At 45.3% G+C, this 22,257-nt stretch carries 21 protein-coding genes; all 21 read right to left on the bottom strand.

Annotated elements, in window-relative coordinates; all coding sequences use genetic code 11:
- Nucleotides 1-22 precede the first annotated feature (22 nt).
- The 21 genes from fliE to HRR27_RS04490 all read right to left on the bottom strand — a co-directional run bounded on the left by fliE (nt 23) and on the right by HRR27_RS04490 (nt 22,246).
- Nucleotides 23-361, bottom strand: a complete 339-nt coding sequence (gene fliE / locus HRR27_RS04590) for a flagellar hook-basal body complex protein FliE (protein WP_173271340.1) — start codon at nt 359-361, stop codon at nt 23-25.
- Nucleotides 362-432: 71 nt separating this feature from the next.
- Entirely contained in the window at nt 433-1,881 is a 1,449-nt protein-coding gene (locus HRR27_RS04585) for a sigma-54-dependent transcriptional regulator (protein ID WP_173271338.1), read from the bottom strand.
- Nucleotides 1,878-3,029, bottom strand: coding sequence for a sensor histidine kinase (locus HRR27_RS04580; protein ID WP_173271336.1), 1,152 nt, complete (start codon nt 3,027-3,029; stop codon nt 1,878-1,880). Before HRR27_RS04580 ends, HRR27_RS04585 begins: the two co-directional genes overlap by 4 nt.
- Before the next feature lie 2 nt (nt 3,030-3,031).
- Entirely contained in the window at nt 3,032-4,138 is a 1,107-nt protein-coding gene (locus HRR27_RS04575) for a sigma-54 interaction domain-containing protein (protein WP_173271334.1), read from the bottom strand.
- 339 nt (nt 4,139-4,477) lie between these two features.
- Nucleotides 4,478-4,771 carry a hypothetical protein gene (locus HRR27_RS04570; RefSeq protein ID WP_173271332.1) on the bottom strand — a complete coding sequence of 98 codons (294 nt, stop codon included), beginning with the start codon at nt 4,769-4,771 and terminating at the stop codon, nt 4,478-4,480.
- A gap of 16 nt (nt 4,772-4,787) precedes the next feature.
- Nucleotides 4,788-5,219: a flagellar export chaperone FliS gene (fliS, locus tag HRR27_RS04565; protein WP_173271330.1), complete on the bottom strand. Its 432-nt coding sequence runs from the start codon at nt 5,217-5,219 to the stop codon at nt 4,788-4,790.
- A gap of 27 nt (nt 5,220-5,246) precedes the next feature.
- Nucleotides 5,247-7,571 (bottom strand): flagellar filament capping protein FliD, encoded by a 2,325-nt coding sequence (gene fliD, locus HRR27_RS04560; RefSeq protein ID WP_173271328.1) that lies wholly within the window; start codon nt 7,569-7,571, stop codon nt 5,247-5,249.
- A gap of 170 nt (nt 7,572-7,741) precedes the next feature.
- Nucleotides 7,742-8,197 carry a flagellar protein FlaG gene (locus tag HRR27_RS04555; RefSeq protein ID WP_173271326.1) on the bottom strand — a complete coding sequence of 152 codons (456 nt, stop codon included), beginning with the start codon at nt 8,195-8,197 and terminating at the stop codon, nt 7,742-7,744.
- Nucleotides 8,198-8,222: 25 nt separating this feature from the next.
- A complete protein-coding gene (locus HRR27_RS04550) occupies nt 8,223-8,627 on the bottom strand; it encodes a flagellar protein FlaG (protein ID WP_173271324.1) in 405 nt (134 codons plus the stop codon).
- A gap of 39 nt (nt 8,628-8,666) precedes the next feature.
- Nucleotides 8,667-9,596, bottom strand: a complete 930-nt coding sequence (locus HRR27_RS04545; protein ID WP_173271322.1) for a flagellin N-terminal helical domain-containing protein — start codon at nt 9,594-9,596, stop codon at nt 8,667-8,669.
- A 133-nt stretch (nt 9,597-9,729) separates the two neighbouring features.
- Complete coding sequence (locus tag HRR27_RS04540) at nt 9,730-10,662, bottom strand: flagellin N-terminal helical domain-containing protein (RefSeq protein ID WP_173271320.1); 933 nt, start codon at nt 10,660-10,662, stop codon at nt 9,730-9,732.
- A gap of 433 nt (nt 10,663-11,095) precedes the next feature.
- Complete coding sequence (locus HRR27_RS04535; RefSeq protein ID WP_173271318.1) at nt 11,096-13,561, bottom strand: motility associated factor glycosyltransferase family protein; 2,466 nt, start codon at nt 13,559-13,561, stop codon at nt 11,096-11,098.
- A 2-nt stretch (nt 13,562-13,563) separates the two neighbouring features.
- Nucleotides 13,564-14,283: an acylneuraminate cytidylyltransferase family protein gene (locus HRR27_RS04530; protein ID WP_173271316.1), complete on the bottom strand. Its 720-nt coding sequence runs from the start codon at nt 14,281-14,283 to the stop codon at nt 13,564-13,566.
- Nucleotides 14,284-14,294: 11 nt separating this feature from the next.
- Complete coding sequence (locus HRR27_RS04525) at nt 14,295-15,356, bottom strand: nucleotidyltransferase family protein (RefSeq protein WP_243830884.1); 1,062 nt, start codon at nt 15,354-15,356, stop codon at nt 14,295-14,297.
- Nucleotides 15,357-15,426: 70 nt separating this feature from the next.
- Nucleotides 15,427-16,434, bottom strand: coding sequence for a phosphotransferase family protein (locus tag HRR27_RS04520; RefSeq protein ID WP_173271314.1), 1,008 nt, complete (start codon nt 16,432-16,434; stop codon nt 15,427-15,429).
- A 5-nt stretch (nt 16,435-16,439) separates the two neighbouring features.
- The gene (locus tag HRR27_RS04515) at nt 16,440-17,252 is read right to left on the bottom strand and encodes a methyltransferase domain-containing protein (RefSeq protein WP_173271312.1); all 813 of its coding nucleotides are present in this window, start codon (nt 17,250-17,252) and stop codon (nt 16,440-16,442) included.
- A gap of 32 nt (nt 17,253-17,284) precedes the next feature.
- Nucleotides 17,285-18,481: a UDP-N-acetylglucosamine 2-epimerase gene (gene neuC / locus HRR27_RS04510; protein WP_173271310.1), complete on the bottom strand. Its 1,197-nt coding sequence runs from the start codon at nt 18,479-18,481 to the stop codon at nt 17,285-17,287.
- The gene (neuB, locus tag HRR27_RS04505) at nt 18,474-19,487 is read right to left on the bottom strand and encodes an N-acetylneuraminate synthase (RefSeq protein ID WP_173271308.1); all 1,014 of its coding nucleotides are present in this window, start codon (nt 19,485-19,487) and stop codon (nt 18,474-18,476) included. The genes neuC and neuB overlap by 8 nt, the downstream gene beginning before the upstream one ends.
- Nucleotides 19,484-20,113 carry an acetyltransferase gene (locus HRR27_RS04500; RefSeq protein WP_173271306.1) on the bottom strand — a complete coding sequence of 210 codons (630 nt, stop codon included), beginning with the start codon at nt 20,111-20,113 and terminating at the stop codon, nt 19,484-19,486. The genes neuB and HRR27_RS04500 overlap by 4 nt, the downstream gene beginning before the upstream one ends.
- Nucleotides 20,113-21,258, bottom strand: coding sequence for a LegC family aminotransferase (locus HRR27_RS04495; RefSeq protein ID WP_173271304.1), 1,146 nt, complete (start codon nt 21,256-21,258; stop codon nt 20,113-20,115). The genes HRR27_RS04500 and HRR27_RS04495 overlap by 1 nt, the downstream gene beginning before the upstream one ends.
- Nucleotides 21,251-22,246 carry an NAD-dependent 4,6-dehydratase LegB gene (locus tag HRR27_RS04490; RefSeq protein WP_173271302.1) on the bottom strand — a complete coding sequence of 332 codons (996 nt, stop codon included), beginning with the start codon at nt 22,244-22,246 and terminating at the stop codon, nt 21,251-21,253. The genes HRR27_RS04495 and HRR27_RS04490 overlap by 8 nt, the downstream gene beginning before the upstream one ends.
- Nucleotides 22,247-22,257 lie beyond the last annotated feature (11 nt).

Here is a 22,257-nt window from a genome sequence, read left to right as displayed (position 1 = left end):
GGAAAGGTTAGGTTACGCCCATCTAAATAGGCATTTGAATAACTTCTTTATAAGCTTCAACCAGCTTATTACGCACTTGGGTCATGGCTTGAAACGACAAACTCGCTTTCTGCGCCTGCAGCATCACTTCCGATAATTCCACATCCGGATCACCGCGTTCGAAAGCGTCTTTCATGTCTTTCGATTTATTTTGCTGCTGATTAACTGCTTCAATTGAATGTGTCAATAATTCGGCAAAATTTTCCGGTTTGCCGCCTTCTACGGCTTTTAATGCCGATGCCTCGCCCAACGGAGTCGTCTGCGCTTGCGCAGCCAAAGAGCGCATTTGAAGAAGTAAACTTTGCGTATCCACTGTATTCATGGTCTAGTGTCCCCGTTGTAGCCCGTCAATGTCATTTTTTATTTAACCTCAACTCAGCAAAGCTTGTGCCATTACGGTACATCAACCCCTTGTTCTTTGAGCTTGGCCAATTTATAACGCAAGGTACGCGGACTGATGTTCAACGCCTCAGCGGTTTTTTGACGATGCCCCGAAAAACGCTCCAAAGTTTGCAAAATAACTTGAAGTTCACGCGCTTTTAAATCCACCGGCAAAGCTGAATCAATCCATAAAGGCGTCGAAGAATCCGGCATTTCACTGGATTGCACCACCCCTTCATACATTTCATCAACCGCATTTTCGCCGCTAAACGCCTCCTCATCAAGCGATATTGACTCAACAGCCAGTGCATCGCTCAGCGGTGCCTTTGAAGGTTCAGTAAAGACATCATCCAATAAAATATCATTTTCTTGAATACTGTCGCCACTCATCATTAATAAAGCACGTTGTATCACATTATCCAGTTCACGGATATTCCCTGGCCATGAGTACTGCAATAACTTTCTCATGGCCGGAGCATTTATCATCGGCTGTACGCGAGAGACACCACAATGCCGAGCAATCAAACGCTCAGCAATCGCGGCAATATCTTTAGGACGCTCTTTTAACGCTGGCAAGCGCATCGGAAAAACATTTAGACGGTAATATAAATCCTCGCGAAAAGCGCCCTCTTGAATCGCGCGCTTCATATCAATATTGGATGCGCTTAAGACACGGACATCCAGATGAATCAGCTTAGTACTGCCGATACGCTCAACTTCACGCTCTTGTAAAACACGTAACAACTTGGCTTGCAAATCGGCTTTTAACTCCCCAATTTCATCTAAGAACAGCGTACCTCCTTGGGCTTGCTCAAATTTGCCTGGCATGGATTTCATCGCGCCGGTAAAAGCACCTTTTTCATACCCAAACAACGTGGCTTCAAGCATGTTTTCCGGAATCGCTGCACAGTTAATCGCTACAAAAGGCGCTCGCCCTCGCTCGGACTGGGCATGAATATAGCGAGCCAATACCTCTTTACCTGTACCGCTCGCGCCACTGATATAAATACTGGCATCACTCTTGGCAATTTTTTGCGCCATGGTTTTTAGTTGAATGGTGACAAGATCAGACGCAACAAAATCATCTTCGCTGGACGCATCACGATTGAAATAGGCTTGCGCTTTTTCAACTAACAATTTCGCCTCAAACGGTTTTTCAATGTAATCTACGGCACCATGCTTCATCGCCTGCACCGCTTGTTCAACCGTTCCGTAAGCCGTCATCAAAACAATCGGCAAATAGGGTTTATAAGCACGCAATTTTTTCATCAGGGTGTAACCGTCCATACCGTCCATACGGATATCAGTAAACACCATGCCGATTTCATCATCCAACGCCTGCAGTGCCTGCTCAGCATTGCTCACCGCGAGTACCTCAAACTGATTAATGCTTAAAATATCCACTAAAGCTTCTTGCAGCTCGGCATCGTCTTCAACCACTAAAATCTTTGCAATCGTCATCTCTCATCCTCCGCCGGATTGATTGGTAATCGTATCCCAAACTTTGAACCATAACCAATAATCGACTTGACCCAAACCTCACCCTGATGCGCTTCGGCAATCGTGCGAACCACCGCCAAACCCAATCCGGTCCCTTTGGCACGACTGGTATAAAACGGCTCAAAAATTTTCTCCAGATTGTCTGCTTCAATCCCCGGGCCATTATCGGTAACCATCATATCGACAAAGTCTGCATGGCGCTGCACGCGAATATGCACCACCGCTTGAGAACCGATAACATCCAGCGCGTTATTAATCAAATTCTGCAACGCCGTAGACAGTGCATCCATATCACCAAGTAACTCCAAAGCAGCGGCCGAATCATCATAATGCAATTCAGCCTGCAAAGCTTCAGCCCGGGGTTGACAGAGTTTTAAAGCGTGTTCAATCACACTCTGCAATGCAATCCGCTTTTTCGGAAAAGTTCCGCCTTTTGCATACTGCAACATATCTTGAACTAAAGATTCCAGATGATGCAGGCTGCCTTGAATTTTTTGAGTGAACTTTTCACGCTGTGCAAACGCCAAGTCCTGTTCATTTAATTGTGAAACATAGAGGAGTGCAGAAGCCAGAGGGGTACGAATTTGATGCGCCAAAGACGCCGCCATTTCGCCCATTGAAGTTAAACGTTGATGGCGACTTTGATGTGCTTGCAGCTGTCTCGAAGCAGAGATGTCTTGCAATAATAAAATACGCCCCACTTCTTGATCCAAGGCGGTATTCGACAGTTGATAGACCTGACCATTATGGGTAATCAACTCATGGGCGGCGGTTTTTTTCAAAAACACATTTCGCTGCACCACTGACCAGGCTCGCCCGAGTGCATCCTCACCTAAAATCCCGATCGCACTCGGGTTCATTTCAGTGACATTATTTTGCTCATCAAGAACGATAACTGCAGCCGGCAATAAATCCAACAGGCGCTTAAGCCGATCTGCCATGCGCCGTTTTTCTTTATCGCTTTGCGCCAGTTGAGCTTGTAGATCAGCAGTTCTGTCCTCTAGGGCGGCATAGCTTTGCGACAACTGCTCGCTGGTTTGATTAAACAACGCAAAAGCTTCTTCAAGCTCTTGAATGCGCGCATTTTGATCGTCTGCTGGCAAACGCATTCCTAGTTCAAATCGTACTTACGTATTTTTTCAACCAGCGTTGTGCGGTTGGTTTTCAGTAATTTTGCCGCTTGCGAGACATTCCCGTCAGTTTGCGCCAATGCCTGTTGAATCAACTTAACTTCCATTTCAACCAGATAAGACTTTAAATCCAACCCTTTTTCGAAATCGAATGCCATCTCCGACACATGGTCTTGCTCAGTAGCCGTTTGCGAATGAATGCCTTGCGCAGCTCTCACAAGATGAACATCGGTTGTCCGCGCTTCGAGCGGTTCCCTGATTTGCTCAACCCCATTCGCCACTTTCAACATCGGCAAGGAGGCAACCACCGACTCATCAAACTCAACCTGATAGCGCTCTGGTAAATCTTCGAACTGCACCATTTGATCTTCAAACAAAATCGTCAAACGCTCTACTAAATTACCTAATTCACGCACGTTACCAGGCCAATCATAAGCTTGAAGGGCCAATTGCGCACGTTCACTTAATTGCGGTGTTTTGCGCTGCTCGTCGGCGATGCGCTTAAACATAAAATCCAACAACTCCGGAATGTCTTCTTTGCGTTCCCGTAAAGAGGGCATTTCAATTGGGAATACGTTCAAACGATAGAAAAGATCTTCGCGGAAATTGCCCTCTTGAATATGCTCTTCCAAATCTCGGTGAGTGGCTGCAATGACACGCACATCGCACTGAAAAGTTTGATTACCTCCAACGCGCTCATAATTCCGCTCTTGTAAAACACGCAGTAATTTGACCTGCATCGGCAGTGGCATATCACCAATTTCGTCTAAGAAAATAGTGCCTTTTTCGGCCATCTCAAAACGACCCTTACGCGCGGTAATCGCGCCGGTAAACGCCCCTTTTTCATGTCCAAATAACTCACTTTCCAGTAGTTCAGCTGGAATCGCACCGCAGTTAATTGGAACAAACGCTTTCTGAACACGACTCGAGGCGCTGTGCAACGCTTGTGCAACCACTTCTTTACCGGTTCCAGACTCTCCAAGAATCAATACCGAAGCATCGGTTTTGGCAACTTGCTGGATAAGTTTTTTGACTTTTTGCATGGCTTGGCCGGAGCCAATCAGAGATGAAAATAGGTCGGATGACATGAGCAATACTCAACTTCGTGGTTTTGCTAACATTTATAAAGACTTTACAGCTAAATGTCAAAAAATTGACTAAGAAAATACAGATTTATACGTAAAGAATTTTTACTGATTATGCCCGAATTTTTGAACAGCACATAAAGGTTAATCATTTGATTTACAAAGACTTTTAGTGCTTAAATAAAAATAATTTGGGCATTCACTATGTAAGATTGGCAGAAAAGCTGTTGGAAGTTTTGATTCAATAGTTATTTGAAAATAAGTTTAAGCGATTGGGACATCAACACTTTGACATCGGTTTGCACAATATCTTAACTTATTTGTCATATCGGCACATTTACATCAAGGTTCTACGTATTTGCGCACAGATTTATTCGCTTTGACGCTTTGCAAAAAATGTTGTCCCAACTCTGCTTGTGAGGCCAACAACACCCTCTCCATTTGCTGTGCATCTTCTAATAATACGGCACGAACGATATTCAACTGCTCTCCATAGCGATTAAGCATTTTCTCTAACAGAGGCTGCCACTGTTTCTGCAGCACTTCTAACTCAGCAAATTTATGCTGCTGAGCTAACAGCAGCATATTTTTGGAATGACTGAGTAAAATAAGTTGGTCTTTGGCAATGGAGGACATATACGTTTTTACCGCCTTATTTGACACGAGAAATCTGCTCTTTAGACGCGCGCTTTAACTCTTCCGGCATTTGCTGCCATGCGTCTTTTAGACCTTCAAGATGCTCAATAACTTCATCAATGCCAGCCAAGTCATTTCGCACGACACTGCGAAACACCGTACGGTGACAATAGTCATATAACGCATATAAGTTTTCTGCGACTTCACCGCCTTGTTGGACATCAACGCCCGCTTTTAGTGCCAGTAAAATCGACATCCCTTTGCCAGAAAATTCGGATTTTTTTTCGTATTGACGCTGCTCAATAAAGACCTTGGTTAACTTTAAATTCTTAATCGCACCAATGTACAGCATCTCCACCAGCTTGTGTGGCGTAGCCTCGGAAACCGCAGTTTCTACGGCGGTATTTGCATAGTGCTGTGCCAGACGATTTTGCATTGCATAACTCATTGCATGGCTCCCTTATGAATTATTATTTTAGTTATTGTTATTACTGTTAAAGGTGGCAGATAGCATATTACGCGTCTGCTCACTACTAGAGAGTAACGACTGCAACGCAGAAAACTGAAGCTGATATTTCATTAAAAGTTTATCGTAGCGAGCATCAATTTTTTCTTGCTTGCTATCAAAGTCGCTATTTTTGTTATTTAAGCTTTCCAGACGTTGCGTGATTAAACCTTGGTCATCCTCAAACAGATTATTAATGGCTTCTTCCATACGGCTGGCAAAACCTTGTGCAAAGTTAAGGTTTGATGTACGCGGCGTGGTTCCTCCCAACACTTCAAACTCCAAACCGCGTACCTCTGCTGGATCAGAACCAATAAACGCAAAATCAGAAATTTTGACCTTACGTCCATCATCCAAGCTAGCATAAGCGCCAATATTAAGCGTTCCTGTCGCCGTCGTCAGAGTGCCGTCCACACTTTGTCCCAAATCAGACAAGGCTGGAGCGCCATCAGCAAAGCCAATATTTGTCAAACCGCTAAAATTACTCAACTCCACTTTAGAGTTCCCGCCATAACGCGCTGAGCTAATATTTAAGACACCGCCGTCAGTGTTGACAGAAATCGCTGCACCGGCCGCTTGTAAATCTGGATTATTATTAATTCCCAAGCGAATGGAGTCTGCCATCTCGCTTAGGGTATAACGCCCAGCAGCAATCGATAAACTGCCACTTGTCTGGTCTATGCTGTAATCCATACTTCCCGCGCCAATTGTAAGCAAGTTTTCCCCGGTGTACTGGGTTTGAGTAAAGCCTTGATTGCCTAAGTTGGTTACATTGGTTAACTCGACCGCCCCTACGCCGTTTGCCGCAGTTAATTCAAAACGAGCTTGTGCACTGTCATAATTCAATGCATACAATCCAGCACCCGCTTGCGCATCAATATCAGCTTGCATACCAGCCAGCAAATCTTCGCGCGTTGCATAGGTTTGTGCGCTAAAAGTGATTGGCGTCGGGTTGCCGTTGAGCGTAAACGATGCTCCGCTAGTGACCGTCAAAGCGGCTTCTGGATTTAACACGCGTGCGCCGGCAACTTGTTGATCAGTGGTGTCGACAACTGCGCCGCCTGGTACCGTCGCACGCTCAGCCAACTGCGTGATGTTAAGCGAATATTCACCGGTTTGCGTTTTATCATTACCAGCCAACACATTGACTAGAGGATCGTCACTGGAACCACCTTTGGCAAACAGTCCCTGCAATTTGTCCAATCCAAGGTCGGCAATCGAATCGAGCTTTTCACGGTCTAACTGCATTTCACCGTCACGGTTAATCGATAAACCAATCACAGCAAGACTGTTGTAGTCGGAATTAATCTCATTAATCGCACCGGAAAAGGAACTTTCTAAATCACGACGCACCTGTTTAAGCACAGATGAACCCGCCAAATCGCCCCAAAATGCAAATTGATCGGACTCTTTCTGTTCATCGGTCAATTTTTCATAAGAACCCAACTCATCTAAAATCGTATCCAGCTGGTTAAACACATCAACAAAGGCCTCGACTTTTTCAATTACGCCGGCTTTGTCTTGCGTCACTTCTAAGGTATTTACTGTACCTGGCTGCGCTGATTTTACATTCAGTGATAAACCGGGAATCACTTCCTCAAAGGTATTTGAAGCACTGGTAATCGCCAAACCATTCACAGCAATCATCGCGTCTTGCGCCGTAGACGTCGTGGTGAATCCTTGGTTATCAAAATCCGCAATTCCAGAAATACTCATTTCACTGGCGGCACCGGTGTTCTTTGAAGTAAACATCAACTGATACCCATTCCCAGTATTGATAATTGAGGCATTTACCCCGTAATCACCATTGTTAATGGTTCTTTGCAAGCCTTCCAACGTGTTGTTAGAGGCATCAACGGTAATAGGATCGTAACTTTTACCACCAACTGAAATTTGCAGCGACCCCATTGATAAAGAATCACCTGCCGAGGCATATACCTTGTTCGCAACTTGAGAGTGAGCTTGCGCAATTTGGCGCGTTTCAATCTGATAACTGCCATTTACCGCCGTGCCAGTTAAAGAGGCGCTAAAAACATTTTCATTAGACGAACTAACCGTCGCATTGGTGAACGTTTCGGGATTTGATAAATCTTGTAAATAGGTTTTAAAGGCATTGATATTGGTCTGTAAATACGTCAACGCATTCAGTTCAGTATTCGTCTTTTCACGGTTACGTTCCAAAATCGCTTTTGGGCCAGCCACCTCTGCCTCTGCCAAGACTTTAGACATATTGCCAATATCAAACGTACTGTTAGTTAAGGAATTTAACAGCGTTGACCCTACTTCGTTTACCATGTTTGACTCCTTCTTACTTAACTTTAGATTAAAGCGAACTTTGTACCAACAGGCATAACTCGTTAGACTAAATGCACTTTTTACCTATCTACCAAGCATATCGGCCGAAAGCCAAAATCCTTAAATAAAAAAAGCGGCCATAAAGACCGCTAAACACACAAGGGAACTGGTTAAACCATTTGGTTGGTAATAATCCCAACCGGGCTGCTTGAACCACTATTTTTCTGGTTCAAGGTTTGCTGAGCTTCTAAATACTGAGTAATGTTTTTAGAAACTTCAAGAAATTCTTGGGCAGGAATTTGTCGAATGATTTCATTCGTTTCACTGTCCTTAATAAAAATTACCAGCTTTTCAGACGTATCGTCTTTTTCAAAGCGCAGATAATTTTGTAACTTTTTCAGTTGTTGATTGATATTTTCCATTAACGCATCAAGCGGTGGTTTATCTTCAACATACGGATTGGCCTGAGAAGATGGCGCAGTTTGAACGATTTTGGCCAACTCAATTTTTTGAGTGGACACATCTGCATTCATCGCCTCTTCTCTTGAGACCTTAGAAGTTTTATCCGTTTTGGTAAAGTCTGGAACTGTTTGATAACCTGCTTGTATAACATTGAACTCTGCCATACTCGCCTCCAAGAAACCTTATTATTTATATGATTTCATTGATTAGGCTACCTGTCAAACTTTCCTGAGTAATACTTCCATTTTGTTGCATTCGAGTTAGAAATTCTTGAATGTTTTGCATCACTTTCAAAGAACCTTCCGAAGGCAATTGGCGAATAAGCTCATCGGTCGATTTATCAACCACTTTCACAACTGTGGCGTTGGTTGAATCATCAACCCCAAAAGTAATCGACTGTCCCAATAACTCTAACTGACGATTTAGCTGTTCAACCTGAGCAGCAATTTCTTCTTTAGAAGCCGGAGCAGTTTCAGCCACTTTTGGTAGTTCCGATGAGATTTTTGGGTTATCCCCTTCTACACGATTGGTAACGCTTGTTACTTTTTGAGCAGAAGGGGTCGTGACAACATCTGAAATACTTTGGATTTCCATTATTTCACCCCCCTATCCTACTCGTAGCTCTAACTTAAACTATCTTAGCAAGGACAGTACGTTCTGCGAGTTCTGGTTAGATTGCGACAACATACTCATACCTGCTTGTTGCAATACCTGAGTACGCGCTAAGTTAGCCGATTCACGAGCAAAGTCAGTGTCTTCAATACGTGAACGAGAACCTTGAATGTTTTCATCTACGTTAGTTAAGTTAGACACGGTGTAATCCAAACGGTTTTGAATCGCACCCCAGTTTGCACGCATAGTCGAAATGGCCGCCAAATCCGAGTCAATCGCACTGATTGCAGCAGAAGCAAACCCAACCGCTGAACCGAACGTAACACTCGCAGGATTACCACTCATCAAACGAACCGTAGCACTGGTTAGTGAGGTTAGAGAGCCAAAATCAAGCAGAGCGACACCGATACGGTTAGCAGATCCACCTTCCCAACCGACGTGAGCTTTAAACGCATTGTCAGCACCGGCTGCAGAAGCGATTGTGCCCGCACTGATTTGTCCAACAGACAAGACACCACCACTAAAGCTTGAGGTATTCATGATATTCATGCCGTTGAACTTAGTTGTATCAGCAACACGAACTACCTCAGTTTGCAACTGTTTAAACTCAGATTGCATTTGGTCACGGTTATCGTTGTTGTAAGTACCGTTCATCGATTGAACAGATAACTCACGCATACGTTGCAGCATGTTAACAACCTCTTCGGTAGCACCGTCTAAGGTTTGTACCATCCCAACCGCGTCATTGGCGTTACGCACAGCTTGTTGAGTACCGATTGACTGAGTATTCATCCCAGTCACGACCGCTAAACCAGCAGCATCATCGGCCGCACTGTTAATTCTCAAACCTGAGGTCAAACGAGACATTGAGACCGACTGTTCTCTTGAGGTTTGATCCAAGGTGCGTTGAGCGTTAATTGCGCCCATATTTGTGTTGATTACCATTGCCATGATTAATCTCCTTTATTTTAACTAAAACCTTTCGATCCCAATTTGATGCCTTGTGAGCCTCTTATCAAAATCCCCGAAGGCTTCTGATGTTTCACCTGCCACTATCAAGTGACTTGCGAAAACCTGGTTACCACTACTGAAGTAGTGACATTACCTGCTGAGATTGCTGATTCGCTTGACTCAACATACTCATCCCAGCTTGTTGTAATACTTGTGTTCTAGCTAACTCTGCGCTTTCTTTAGCAAAGTCAGTGTCCATAATGCGTGAGCGCGCTGCATTAATATTTTCATTGATGTTTTGCAAGTTCGAAACGGTAGACTCCATTCGGTTTTGCAAAGCACCCCAGTTGGCGCGCATGGTCGATAAAGTATCGATATCCGAATCAATGGCACTCAAAGCCGCTGAAGCAAAGCCCAGTGCCGAACCGAAAGTGATACCAGAGCCGTTACCACTCATTAAAAAGATGTTGGCACTGTCTAAAGCCGCCAAGGTGTTAAAATCTAATAACGCCACACCGATGCGGTTGTCGTTACCAGCTTCCCAACCCACATGCGCTTTAAATGCACCTGGTGAACTGGCCGCTACTTGAATCGCGCTGGCTGCAACATTGCCTGCCGAAATCACACCACTTGGACCAAAACTAGACGAATTCATAATATTCATGCCGTTGAATTTAGTTGTGTCTGCAATACGAACCACTTCGCTTTGAAGCTGGTAGAACTCTGACTGCATCTGTGCACGGTTCTCATTGTTGTAAGTACCGTTCATCGCTTGGACACCAAGCTCACGCATACGCTGCAACATATTCATCACTTCTTCAGAAGCACCATCTAACGTCTGCAACATACCAATTGAATCATTCGCATTACGAATCGCCATATCAGTACCCATAATTTGGGTAGTCATACCGGTTGCCACTGCAAGACCGGCTGCATCATCAGCTGCTTTATTAATACGCATACCAGAAGTTAAGCGTTCCATTGCAGTCGATTGATCACCTGAGGTGCGGTCTAACATACGCACTGCATTCAGGGATGCCATATTAGTGTTGATTACCATTGCCATGATATTTCTCCTTGTGTGATGTCTTCATCACGCTGTGTGTGTTGTATTTCTATTTTTGATTTGAGGCACTCTTTGTTGCCTTCAAACTCTTTAACGGCACCGTTGGGATATCTTTAGAAAAAAATTCATTTTTTTTAAAAAATGCTACGGGGACACAGAACAGGCCCCGATTGACGGCAGCAAAGGATTGCAAAGCGCAACTTCTAGGCTTGCCTGAAAATCCATAGCGTAATGATTATGTAAACCTGTTAAATCATGCTTATTTAACAGCTGTCCAGAATAAAACTTAAGGGAGGGGGGAAAAACAAAAAGCCTCAATCAATGAGGCTTTAAAAACGGTTGAAAAACCAAGTAGAAATGAAATTACTGATGCGAAGGTTGAACACCTTCAAACCGCTTCAGACAACGCAAATTTGGCAAAGCCGCTGCGAGCTTATTGCGCGTTTTCGATAGCGAGCAAAAATTTTGCGGTACTATTATCAGGATCAACCAATAACACCCGCTCCAAAACTTGCTTGGCAGCCGCACTGTCCCCTAACTTCTGATACATCTCGGCAAGTTTTAGATTTGCCAAATACGCTTGTGGTTTTTGCTGCAAATACAATTCGACAACTTGCACGGCCATTTCCGTATTCCCCAAAATATCAAAGACTTCGGCATACGGCAGCATGTAATCCAGTGAAAAACGACAAAGCGCTTCCAAAATCATCAAGGCATCCTGATATCGCTCTAACCTAAACGCTAAATTCGCCGCTTGTTGTAAAGCAACATGCCGAACTACCGGTTCATTAATCGCTAAATAACCTTGCAAAGCCTGCTCAGTTTGCTCGGCTAAATCAGCCTCCATCGCGACCAATAATTGCAATAATGCATCACGCTCAACGGCTATTTCCAACTGTTCAGCAACGCCTTTTAGTTGGGCAATCGCGCCCGAATTTCGATTTAACAAAGCCTCTTTGGCCTTATCCGCAAGCACACTAAGTGATTGCGTCTTCTGCTTTAATGTAGCGTAAAGTTTGGTATTGGCTAAGGACAACTCCGCCGCAAATTTGGCGTAAAAATCGTCCAACAACTGATTCTCTTGCTCGGTCGATGCGGCATGCAAATTAGTCCATAAAAACGCGCGTCCCGGCTCTTGATACTTATCCCAATAAGGGGCAATCTCCAGTGGCGTAACTCCGCGCAACTCTTTAACCCTCAATTGGGCGCGTTCTTCTGCCAAGGCGAGCAATTGTAAATACTGGGTTAAAGCCGCATCGACGGAAGTAAAAAAGACTGTCAATTGTGTGAGCGCGCCTTGCGTTTCATCCAAAACCTGCTCAGGGTTAAAGTTTTCTGAAAAATGCATGAAGTTATAATTCATCAACAAATCAGCGTCATCCGCCAAGGTGTTATTGATTTTCTTTCTCAAACGCTCGATTTTATTTTTAACTTTCTGTTTAGGCTGCTGCGTCTGCTTATCCAACAATTTTGGCAGGGCCGCCAAAGCATCTTGCGCAAATCGTTGCACAGATTTAAACCGTTTCAACTCTTTCGCTAATTCCTGAGTCACCGTTTGACTGGCCATTAACTGCGCCGCTGGACTTAGCTGTAACTGCTGTTTTAAGTTGGCGATAGAGTGCACTTTATCCGTAAACGTAGTTGCATCAGGTGCACTGGCAAAAGCCACTTTATCCATTTTGGCGGAATCGGCCCCAAGCGAAAACACCTCTAAAGCGGCGTTGCGTGACAACTGAAAATACACCTGTTGCTGAAATGCTTGTTGCGTATTGAAGAGTGTCAGCTTTGTCTCAGCCATGGCGCCTCGGTTGGTTTCAACACGCAACAAATTTTTAAACTGCAGTTGTGCCGATAACTTAGCTTCATTACTCGAGCTTTCGTGGGTTTGGCCTTTGGCAAAACAGAAATCCACACCACTCAAAAACAGTTTTTTACAGCCCATCTCAGTAGCGTAATGAAACGCTGAGTTAACCACCGTTGGCCCAGGACTGCCGACATTACTCGGCACGTCTACATCTTTCCAGCCGTATTTCGCCCCACCATAAGCTTTCAACCCAGGCCACTGCCCTAAAATTTTCGGATTGATGTGATAACTGTTTAGCAAAATCGAACGGTCGGCAAACTCAAAAATACCTTTAGAGTTGTCAAAACTGACATCGTGCGGATCCACCGAGACAAAAAAGTCCGGCACAATCGACTCTTGTAACAATCGTGCAGCAACTCGCGCTACCGAGAAAATCACCAATTTATGCTGATTGTCACGAATCCACGCAAGCGAATCATCCAAGGTTGGCCCGCCGCCAATCAACACCGCACAAAGCCCTTCTAAAGGACGATTCAATTGTTTGATGGGAATCAAATTATCTGCCGCATTAAGCAACCGTGCATTTTCAAACTGATAGGCATTCTGCGCTTGTAAAACGTTTGACCCCAAGGTATCAAACGCCGGTTTAATCTGTTTCCACAAGAGTTCATAAAGCCCGTTTTTCGGACTATCGGTGACCGCCATAGATTTAATCAGCTGTACTCTGCGGCGAATAAAGTAGGTGTTAAATTTCGCTAATAACTTCTCGAGCCTAAAATTTTGCGCAACCATCGCAACTTGAGGATCTAAATCATTGAGTTCGCTAAAAGGTGTCGGCATTTGCTCAGCGAGCTGATCGTATTCAATAAACACAAACTGCATATGTTTTGGAAGCGTTTGACGCTGCACAAATTCATAAAACAGGCCACTATCGGTTCCAACCACGATATATAGCATTTCGCTCGGTTCAAACAAATGGGGGAAATTACGTTTGAAAACCGATTCTGCCGACTCTTTGGCAAACAGTTGTTGGTTAATTTCCGGAAAATACGAATCACCAAAACGGTTTTGTTGCGGGGTGTTTAATTCAATCATAACTACTGCTTATTTTGAGTTTTAAGGGCATTTTTAAGATAGGCCTCGGCAATTGATACATCCAACAGCGTATCAACATCCAAACCCTCTGCTTGATTGGTTACAAACAAGTGCGACTGCCCTTCAACGGTAAACCCTTGATGCAGACGAATCCAATCTGGCGTTGCGATATAAATCGAACCATTGATTACAAAAAAATCGTCGGCCATCTCTTGTCTTCGCGGAACATAATCACCGGAATCCAACAAATATTGCCAACCATCTTCTCGCTTATGGATACTTTTTGCCGGATGTTCTTGCATGGCGTTCACACCAACTAATGAGACCGTCGGATTTTGCAAAAACACCTTCAGCGCAGCATCAATTAACGCCGCAGTTCGCAGCGGAGAGGTAGGCTGCAACAGCACAACAACATCCGGCAAGCGTTGATGCTGCTCCATCCAATCCAACCAATCCAAAATCGCGTGGATTTGCCGCGACGCATCGCCAGCCAATTTGAATGGTCGGCGATAACTGACGTCCACCCCCAGAGCAGCACAAAAATCGATGATTTCCTGATCTTCGGAATTAAGCATCACTTGGTTGAGCAAGGTGCTGTTTTGAGCGGCTTCCACCGTATACTGAATTAACGACTTGCCATTAATCGGGAATAAATTTTTACGCGGAATCCCTTTGGAGCCCCCGCGTGCGGGGATAATCGCAGTAATTGTCAGCTGTTCCATACTAACCTTGTCTAAAGCGTCTGGGCAAAGTGATGGCTATAATCAATCTGCGCTTGTTCAAAATCCGGCATCTGACCAATATCCATCCAATATTCGGTTAACGGAAAACCACCCACCGGATAATTTTGATTCAATAAATCGGTCATCATCGACGGCATATCGTAATAGCCGCTAAAGGACACCTGCCCCAACGCACTTGGCGAAAGCGCATAAATTCCTGCGCTAACAAAATGCCGGTACACCGGTTTTTCGACAATTTGAGTGACCTTAGTGTCACTAAATTCGACCACGCCATATGGTACTTGCTGCGAGTACTCGCGCACGCAAGCGGTAATGCTATTGGCGTGTTCTCTATGAAAGTTCAACAAAGCGACCAAATCAACTTTTGTCAATAAATCGCCGTTCATCACAATGAAATCATGTTCAAACTCAGGCAACAGAGCCAAAGCACCCGCCGTTCCCAAGCGATTCTGCTCCTCAACATAATGAATTTTGATGCCCCAACGCTCGCCATCGCCAAAATGCGTCCGAATTTGCTCGCCTAGATAATTGATGCAAAAATAAAATTCCACAAAACCTTGTTCAACAATGTGCTCAAGAATGATTTCCAAGATTGGCTTATTACCAACTTTCAACATTGGCTTAGGCACGGTTTCCGTCAAAGGGCGCATTCGCATCCCCAAACCACCCAACATCATCACTACCGGGTTTTTATGCCCTTGAATCACATCGCGTTTAAGATAAAACAGACTGACCAGTTTTTTATTAACATCCACGATGGGCAGGTGGCGTAAGCCTTTACTTTGCATTTTGGTACGCCAGCGGATTTCACTTTCTGTATTCAATCCATAGGCGGGTTGAACATTCATCGCCTCCTCGACCGCAGACTCTAAGGTGCAACCGGCTAAGAGCGCTCGGCGAATATCCCCATCGGTTAAGGTGCCCACCAAGGTGTCATTTTCCGCGGAAATCACCACAATTTGCATCGCAGTAACGTCCAGCACTTTCATCGCTTCGCGAATTGAAACGTGCGATGTCACCGCTATTTTTTTCCAATCTATTGTAGGCATCATTTATCTCCTAACCGTGCTTTCTTGTTACAAAGCAAATTACACGCCAGCCAATAAAACTAAAGAACCGAATTTATCCAAGCGTAATCTGTAAACTTCGCTCTTCGGTTGCGGCAAGCCGATACAACTCAACAAATTTGTGCCACTCACTGAGTGCAACTGACTTTTGCTGCGCGCTTAGTTGCGTCAAAATCAATAAGCTTCGTACCGCCATCGTCTGCAAAAGAATGACCAGATGCCTAGCATCATTAAAACGATGCTCACTCCCAGCATAATAACCTTGTAAAAGGGCCGAAAGCCGTTGGCTCAATTCATCTGCGCCATATCCACGAACCAAAATAAAACGCTCAATCACAAACGCCAAATCAACTCGTGGATTGAGCCATGCACTTAACGCACTTTCAAAATCTAACAGAACGAGTTCACCGTCAGCTCTCTGCAAAACATTACCGACATTCACATCACCATGCACCATTTGCGCATCCGTCATTAAATAAGCGAAATATTCCGCAGGATAGGCTTCTAAAACGGCCTCTGCCTCGGCAGGAACAGCATACCTACGCCAAATACGGTCAATTAGAGCCTGCTGCAACCTCTCAAAACGAGCGGTTCCGGCCGATTTAACCGCCGCTTGCGATGGCGATTCCAGCCAGCAATGATGTACCTTAGCCAATACCTGACCTAAAGTTTGGAGACTTTGAGAGTTCGCATTTAAAAAATTAGCGTCGATAAAAGGATAAGCCAAAAGCGCCTCGGCGGCAGAACCCGCCGGTTTAGGAAAACCGGGCATCAGACGACTCACAGCAATTCCGCACACCTCTAATTGCGCGGCTAAAACATCTGCTTGTTTAAAACGCTGTGCGTCAGCGATTGATACTTGTTTAACAAACGCCACTGGTGACGCGGCGATTTTAAAAAAACCTTTTGACCAACCTTCACCGGCTAAAGTCGCAACCGAACCGTACAAACCAGTCTGCTGCTGCAAAGATTCAGCCGCGTCGCCGATCACTGGTTGCCATGCAATCTCAGCAGGATAAAAACCCGCAAATGCAGGGGCTCTAGGTAGCCAAGGGGGGGACACAGCGACTAACGAATCTTTTCAAACACAAAAATCGTGTTGTACCCTAAATTCAACTTAGACGCCCAGCGACGTAGCAAGCCAAACTCAATTTTGGCGGTCCAAGCCCAAGGCAGCAAAGCACGGTCTTCGTTTTGTGGCACCCATCCTAATGAATAACTTTTAACACATCGCAACCCATGTTTTGCTGCCAACGCACGCAGTTCACTGTTTTTCATACCGACATCGCCGCCCATAAAAAACAGACGACTAAACAGATAAGACAGCGACCAGAAATTACGGTGATTGTTACAAACTAAGCGCCCATCTTGCGACATTTTGGTCACAAGAAATGCCATCGCTTGCTCGCGCAATTGCGCCTCTGCGTTAGGAAAAAAACGAAACGAAGTGATTAAATCCAGCGACTCATCCGCCAACTGCTCAACCCCTTGATTAAAGTCGGTACAGATAACGTGCGCTTTGTGAAGTTTTTTCTGTGCAACCTTTAACATTCCCTCGGAAATATCCAAAATCACTTGCGAACCAACAGACTCTTCTAAGGCTTTCGCCACCCGTCCTGTGCCGCCCGCAAAATCCAAATGATTCTGCACAGCCTTTTCACTGACCAATTGTTGCAACACGGCTTGTTCCAATTGCCACATCAATTTACGCCCCGGGCGCGTACCAAAAGACGCATCATAGCGTTCATAATAGGCCTCTCCAGCTTGCTTAAAGCCAGTCGAATAATCCACTTTTTTGACCCACTCTTCACGTGGCGTAAACACAAGAGGACGCGTTAAAGTCAGCAGCACTCTTTTAAAACCAAGTTGATTCGCATTCACCACCCTTCTCCTACTGAGTTGCTTATTCTTTTCTATTCGGCCTGCTCCGTTGGAGCCGGCAAATCATCAAAACCTTTTTTCAATAAACCATTACGGTCATCGAGATTAATTTTTTTAAGCTCGACAAGAATCTTCGCCGCGCTCTCGCCTTGACCGTATGGATTTTGCAAATCCGCTAATGACTGCTGAAAATCCACACTGCTCACCTGATTAATCGCGTTTAAAATCTGTTGCGTATCACAAGTCACATGACAAACATTTTTAGCCGCTAAGCGACCAAGTTGGCGCTCACCGATATTCACCACTGGCTTTTTAAACGAAGCGGCTTCAATAATGCCACTTGACGAATTGCCCAAGAGCAAAGCGCAGTGTTGCATCGCACTTAAATACCCCTGTTGCCCCAAGGATTTCACAAAATGCAATTGCTCTGCGGCGGCTCGCTGGCCCTCAATAATCGCTTGATAAATCTGGCCGCCACCGGCATCAATATTCGGCATCGTAACTAAAATTTGTAGGTCACTGGCTAAGGCGGCGGCCAATACGGTTTGCATTTCTGCGTAAGCCAAAGAAGGCGCATTTAGGGTCACCGGATGATAGGTTAGTAAAATCGTCGGTTTTGACCAATCCATCCCAGTGCGTTGACTTAATTCCGATACCGATAACCGAGGAATTTGCGTCACATTATCCAAACCGATTGCGCCCACGGTAAAAACACGCTGCGGCGCTTCCCCCATCTGAATAACCCGTCGAGCATAAACAGGATGCGCAACAAAGTGCAACGCCGAGAGTTTTGTTAAGCTATGACGTACCGCATCGTCAAGCATACCAAAAGTCGCTTCACCGCCATGAATATGCGCAATCGGCAAGCGATTGAGCAGTGCAGCGGTCGCCACCGCCAACATCTCAACACGATCACCCAAAATAACCAATAAATCGAAATCATGGCGTTCAAAAAATTCCGCAAAACACGCTAATCCAAGCCCTGATGCAGCACCTAAGGCGGCTGCCGAATCACCAGAAATTTTCATATCTACGGTATATAACGGCGTAATGCCCTCATTCTTGAGAAAATCTAGCGTATTGCCTTGCTCCGCCACTAAGTGAGAGCCGGTAGCAATCATGCTGGGAGAAAACTCGGCATCGGCTTCTAAGGCCAACCACAACGGCTTTAGCAGTCCATAATCCGCACGACCACTTGTGACCAACGCAATCCGATACGGCTTAGGCATAGTCACGCTCTTGCAATGCCTGATTGGGCTGCAGATGTCGCCTAGCGGTTTGGCCAATCACCGCATCCCAGTCTCGCGCATCAACGCCACTGGAAGCCCGTTTGATGGTCAAGTTGTCGGCACTAAAGCGTTCATTCGCTTGAATCTCACAAGCCGCTACAATACGTTTACGAACAATTTCGATATTCATCGCTTCGGAAACCGATGGCCGTTTCTCACCGGTTCCCAAAGCTTTTTCAATATTTCGGATCGAAGTCACCATCGCTTTAAGTTCATGCGGTTCCAAACTGGCTTTATGGTCTGGCCCTGGCAAGGTTTTATCTAAGGTAAAATGTTTTTCAATAACACAAGCACCCATTGCAACTGCGGCAATCGGCACTTCAATCCCGAGCGAGTGGTCAGACAGCCCAACCGGGAGATCAAAGGTATCTTGTAGCGTTTGCATCGCGCGTAAATTCACATCGCTGTAGGGGGTTGGATACGCAGTATTGGCATGCAGAATAGCAAGGTTTTTACGAGCTAAACCAGCGTCCAACAAAGTTTTTACCGAAAATTCAACTTCCTCAATGGAGCCCATACCGGTAGACAAAATGGTTGAACGGTTAAAAGCCGCAATCTTGCGTAAATACGGCACTGACAAGAGTTCGCCCGACGGGATTTTCCAGCGCCGCATGCCTAAATTTTTGAGCAGATCAATACTCGACAAATCAAATGGCGTTGACATAAATTCAATTTTTTTCTGGTCGCAATAGGCCACCAAAGCACGGTGCGAGAACAGATCCAATTCAAGTCGTTTGAGCATCGAGAGCTGACTCTCTTCAATCCCGCTATTGACGGTTTGATACTCTGCTTGCAACACGCCAGGAGTCACCAATTCTTCGGCCTTAAAAGTTTGAAATTTCACTGCATTAGCGCCCGCTTTTGCGGCCGCGTCAACCAACTGCTTCGCGGTTTGCAATGAGCCATTATGATTCACGCCCGCTTCAGCAATAATAAACACTTTCATTTAATCACTCCCGTATAAATACCCGGCTGAGTAATGTCCCTCAAAACGGTACTGTTCGCGCCAACCACAACATTATCGCTGAGGCTAAGGCCTTGTTTAATCACCGCGCCACTGCCAATAAAGCAGCCACGTCCAATAGTGACGCCACCATTCACTTTTGCGCCCGTAGAAATATGACAATCATTGCCAATCACACAGTCATGCTCTATTAGCGCTTGCGAATTGATAATGCCATTTTCGCCAATCTGCGCATAAGCATTCACCAATGCTTGATGCATCACAATCGTGCCTTTGCCAATACTCGCGGTTGACGCCACATAAGCGTGCGCAGAGATCACTGTCAGCATATTTGCATTCAGTGAGCATAAGTGCTGATAAACCGATTGTCGAATTTTCGGGTTGCTTAATTGACCGATGGTTATCAGACAATTCGGCGTCTCGTTTAACAGCGGAATTAAATCGCGATCATAACCGAGCAATGGGTAGGCAAGACTCGCATCAACAGACGCGTTATCCGCCTCGACAATCCCTTTAATCTGGAATAAATGAGTGGATTCAATGACATCAATACAGCTGCGGCAATGACCCCCGCCACCAATTAACATTAAGGGCTGTTGACTGAGCATCAGCTGCGCACGCCGCTGGGAATATTAACCAATCGCGCCGCAAGAAATTCGGTATTTGGCAAAGCGCCGCGCAGACAAGATTGATAGATTTCCAATTGATGCATCGGCGTCCATAGCGGACGTGTTTGGATACCCTGCCCGTTGGACTCCGCCAAAAAGCGCTGTGCTTGTTCTGGCATCTCAAAGCAGAGGGCATTAAGCCAAGCATTGCTGGCATTATCCGCCGGCGCGCGCACAAAAGAAAACCCTTCTGCGTCAGCAAACGCCTGCTGGTAAAAAGCGGCAAGCTGGCGTTTCTCTGTTAGAAATACCGGTAATTGCTGGATTTGTGCCACACCTAAAGCGGCATTTAAATTAGGCATTCGTAAGTTATAAGCGATTTCATCATGCGTAAATTCCCAAGCATGCGGAATCTTTGCGGTCGTACTTAAATGTCTGGCCTGACTTGCTAAAGTGGCGTCATTGGTGACCAAGACCCCGCCACCACCGGTCGTAATGATTTTATTGCCATTAAAACTAAAAACGCCCATATCGCCAAAAGTGCCGCTATGCTGACCTTGAACGAACGAACCTAAGCTTTCCGCCGCATCCTCAATCAATTTCACGCCATAGGCTTGACATAACTCTGCTATTTTGCGGATTTCACCGGTCATTCCCAAAGTGTGCATAGGCACACAGGCGGCGATGCGCTGGCCACTGTCAATATGATGTAAAATTCCATCTCGATAACGGCACTCAGTGTTTAAAAAGTGCTCCAGCACTCCAGCACTTAAACCCAGAGTCGATTTATCAACATCCAAAAATAGCGGCTCGGCGCCCAACATAGAAATTGCATTCGCGGTCGCGACAAAGGTTAATGATTGGGTTATCACCAAATCGCCGGCTTGCACTCCAGCAACCCGTAAAGCCAACATTAACCCCATGGTGCCATTAACAACGGCCACGGCATACTTTGCATCAGTAAACTCGGCAATACGCTGCTCAAATTCATCCACGTACTTACCAACCGACGAGACAAATGTAGAGTCGATACAATCCACTAACTTCGCTTTTTCCTCACCCGCAAAGCAAGGCGCGTGCAGTGGAATAAAACCGTCACCGTAATGCGCGCGAACCGCTTGATAAATCGGCAAAAATTCAGACATTATAAATATCCGCTTTGTAATGCTTTAGATTCTGCGGTTGTGAAAACCACTCAATGGTTTGCGTCAATCCAGAAAGGATATCGTACTGTGGGACAAAATCCGTTAAGTCTTTGATTAAGGAATTGTCACACCATAAACGAAACACTTCGGAATCCTTAGGGCGCAGACGTTGAGCATCGGTCACAAACTCCACATCAGACTGCATTATTTGCTTGATGAGGTTCAAGGTATCTTGGATAGAAATTTCAAAATTAGAACCGATATTGACCGTTTTACCAATGGTACTTTTCGCCGCCGCAATTGCCAGCATACCGCGACAAGTATCGGTCACGTAATTAAAATCACGTGTGGGCGAAGTGTCGCCAAGTTGAATCTGTTTTTTGCCACTGGCAATCTGGCTAATAATCGTTGGGATTACCGCTCTAGCTGATTGTCTTGGCCCATAGGTATTAAAGGGACGCGCAATGCATACTGGTAATTCGAAAGCATTGTAGTAAGACATTGCCATGGCGTCAGCACCGATTTTACTGGCGCTGTAAGGCGACTGCGGCTGCAAAGGATGTGTTTCGTCAATGGGGACATATTGCGCCGTACCGTAAACTTCCGAGGTAGAGGTATGCATTAGACGATGCACACCGTTTTCTAAACACGCCTGCGCGATATTTAAGGTGCCATTAACATTCGTTTCAACGTAAGAATTGGGCGCAACATAGGAATAAGGAATCGCAATTAAGGCTGCAAGATGAAAGACCGTATGACATCCTTGAGTAATCTGTTTGCAGAAGAACGGATCTCGCACGTCTCCGCTCACCACCTCAATTTGCTGTTTATAGGGCGAACTGTCTAACCACCCCCAAGAATTAAACGAATTATAAATGACTAAGGCGCGCACTTTAGCGCCCACCTGAACTAATGCCTCAGTCAGGTGAGAACCAATAAAACCGTCCGCCCCCGTCACTAAAACTTGCTTGCCTTGCCAAAATTCCATTTTAATTTTCC

This window comes from Thiosulfatimonas sediminis (assembly GCF_011398355.1).
Taxonomy (GTDB): Bacteria; Pseudomonadota; Gammaproteobacteria; order Thiomicrospirales; family Thiomicrospiraceae; genus Thiomicrorhabdus; species Thiomicrorhabdus sediminis_A.
This window is presented reverse-complemented; position numbering and strand designations above follow the sequence as displayed.

Bases quoted from the DNA above. Each gene is read 5' to 3' on its own strand.
- fliD (WP_173271328.1), bottom strand. From the start codon at position 7,571: ATGGTAAACGAAGTAGGGTCAACGCTGTTAAATTCCTTAACTAACAGT.
- HRR27_RS04500 (WP_173271306.1), bottom strand. From the start codon at position 20,113: ATGCTCAGTCAACAGCCCTTAATGTTAATTGGTGGCGGGGGTCATTGC.
- HRR27_RS04550 (WP_173271324.1), bottom strand. From the start codon at position 8,627: ATGGAAATCCAAAGTATTTCAGATGTTGTCACGACCCCTTCTGCTCAA.
- HRR27_RS04575 (WP_173271334.1), bottom strand. From the start codon at position 4,138: ATGTCATCCGACCTATTTTCATCTCTGATTGGCTCCGGCCAAGCCATG.
- fliS (WP_173271330.1), bottom strand. From the start codon at position 5,219: ATGAGTTATGCAATGCAAAATCGTCTGGCACAGCACTATGCAAATACC.
- HRR27_RS04530 (WP_173271316.1), bottom strand. From the start codon at position 14,283: ATGGAACAGCTGACAATTACTGCGATTATCCCCGCACGCGGGGGCTCC.
- HRR27_RS04525 (WP_243830884.1), bottom strand. From the start codon at position 15,356: ATGATGCCTACAATAGATTGGAAAAAAATAGCGGTGACATCGCACGTT.
- neuB (WP_173271308.1), bottom strand. From the start codon at position 19,487: ATGAAAGTGTTTATTATTGCTGAAGCGGGCGTGAATCATAATGGCTCA.
- HRR27_RS04495 (WP_173271304.1), bottom strand. From the start codon at position 21,258: ATGTCTGAATTTTTGCCGATTTATCAAGCGGTTCGCGCGCATTACGGT.
- HRR27_RS04540 (WP_173271320.1), bottom strand. From the start codon at position 10,662: ATGGCAATGGTAATCAACACTAATATGGCATCCCTGAATGCAGTGCGT.
- fliE (WP_173271340.1), bottom strand. From the start codon at position 361: ATGAATACAGTGGATACGCAAAGTTTACTTCTTCAAATGCGCTCTTTG.
- neuC (WP_173271310.1), bottom strand. From the start codon at position 18,481: ATGCCTAAGCCGTATCGGATTGCGTTGGTCACAAGTGGTCGTGCGGAT.
- HRR27_RS04545 (WP_173271322.1), bottom strand. From the start codon at position 9,596: ATGGCAATGGTAATCAACACAAATATGGGCGCAATTAACGCTCAACGC.
- HRR27_RS04535 (WP_173271318.1), bottom strand. From the start codon at position 13,561: ATGATTGAATTAAACACCCCGCAACAAAACCGTTTTGGTGATTCGTAT.
- HRR27_RS04490 (WP_173271302.1), bottom strand. From the start codon at position 22,246: ATGGAATTTTGGCAAGGCAAGCAAGTTTTAGTGACGGGGGCGGACGGT.
- HRR27_RS04585 (WP_173271338.1), bottom strand. From the start codon at position 1,881: ATGACGATTGCAAAGATTTTAGTGGTTGAAGACGATGCCGAGCTGCAA.
- HRR27_RS04580 (WP_173271336.1), bottom strand. From the start codon at position 3,029: ATGCGTTTGCCAGCAGACGATCAAAATGCGCGCATTCAAGAGCTTGAA.
- HRR27_RS04570 (WP_173271332.1), bottom strand. From the start codon at position 4,771: ATGTCCTCCATTGCCAAAGACCAACTTATTTTACTCAGTCATTCCAAA.
- HRR27_RS04555 (WP_173271326.1), bottom strand. From the start codon at position 8,197: ATGGCAGAGTTCAATGTTATACAAGCAGGTTATCAAACAGTTCCAGAC.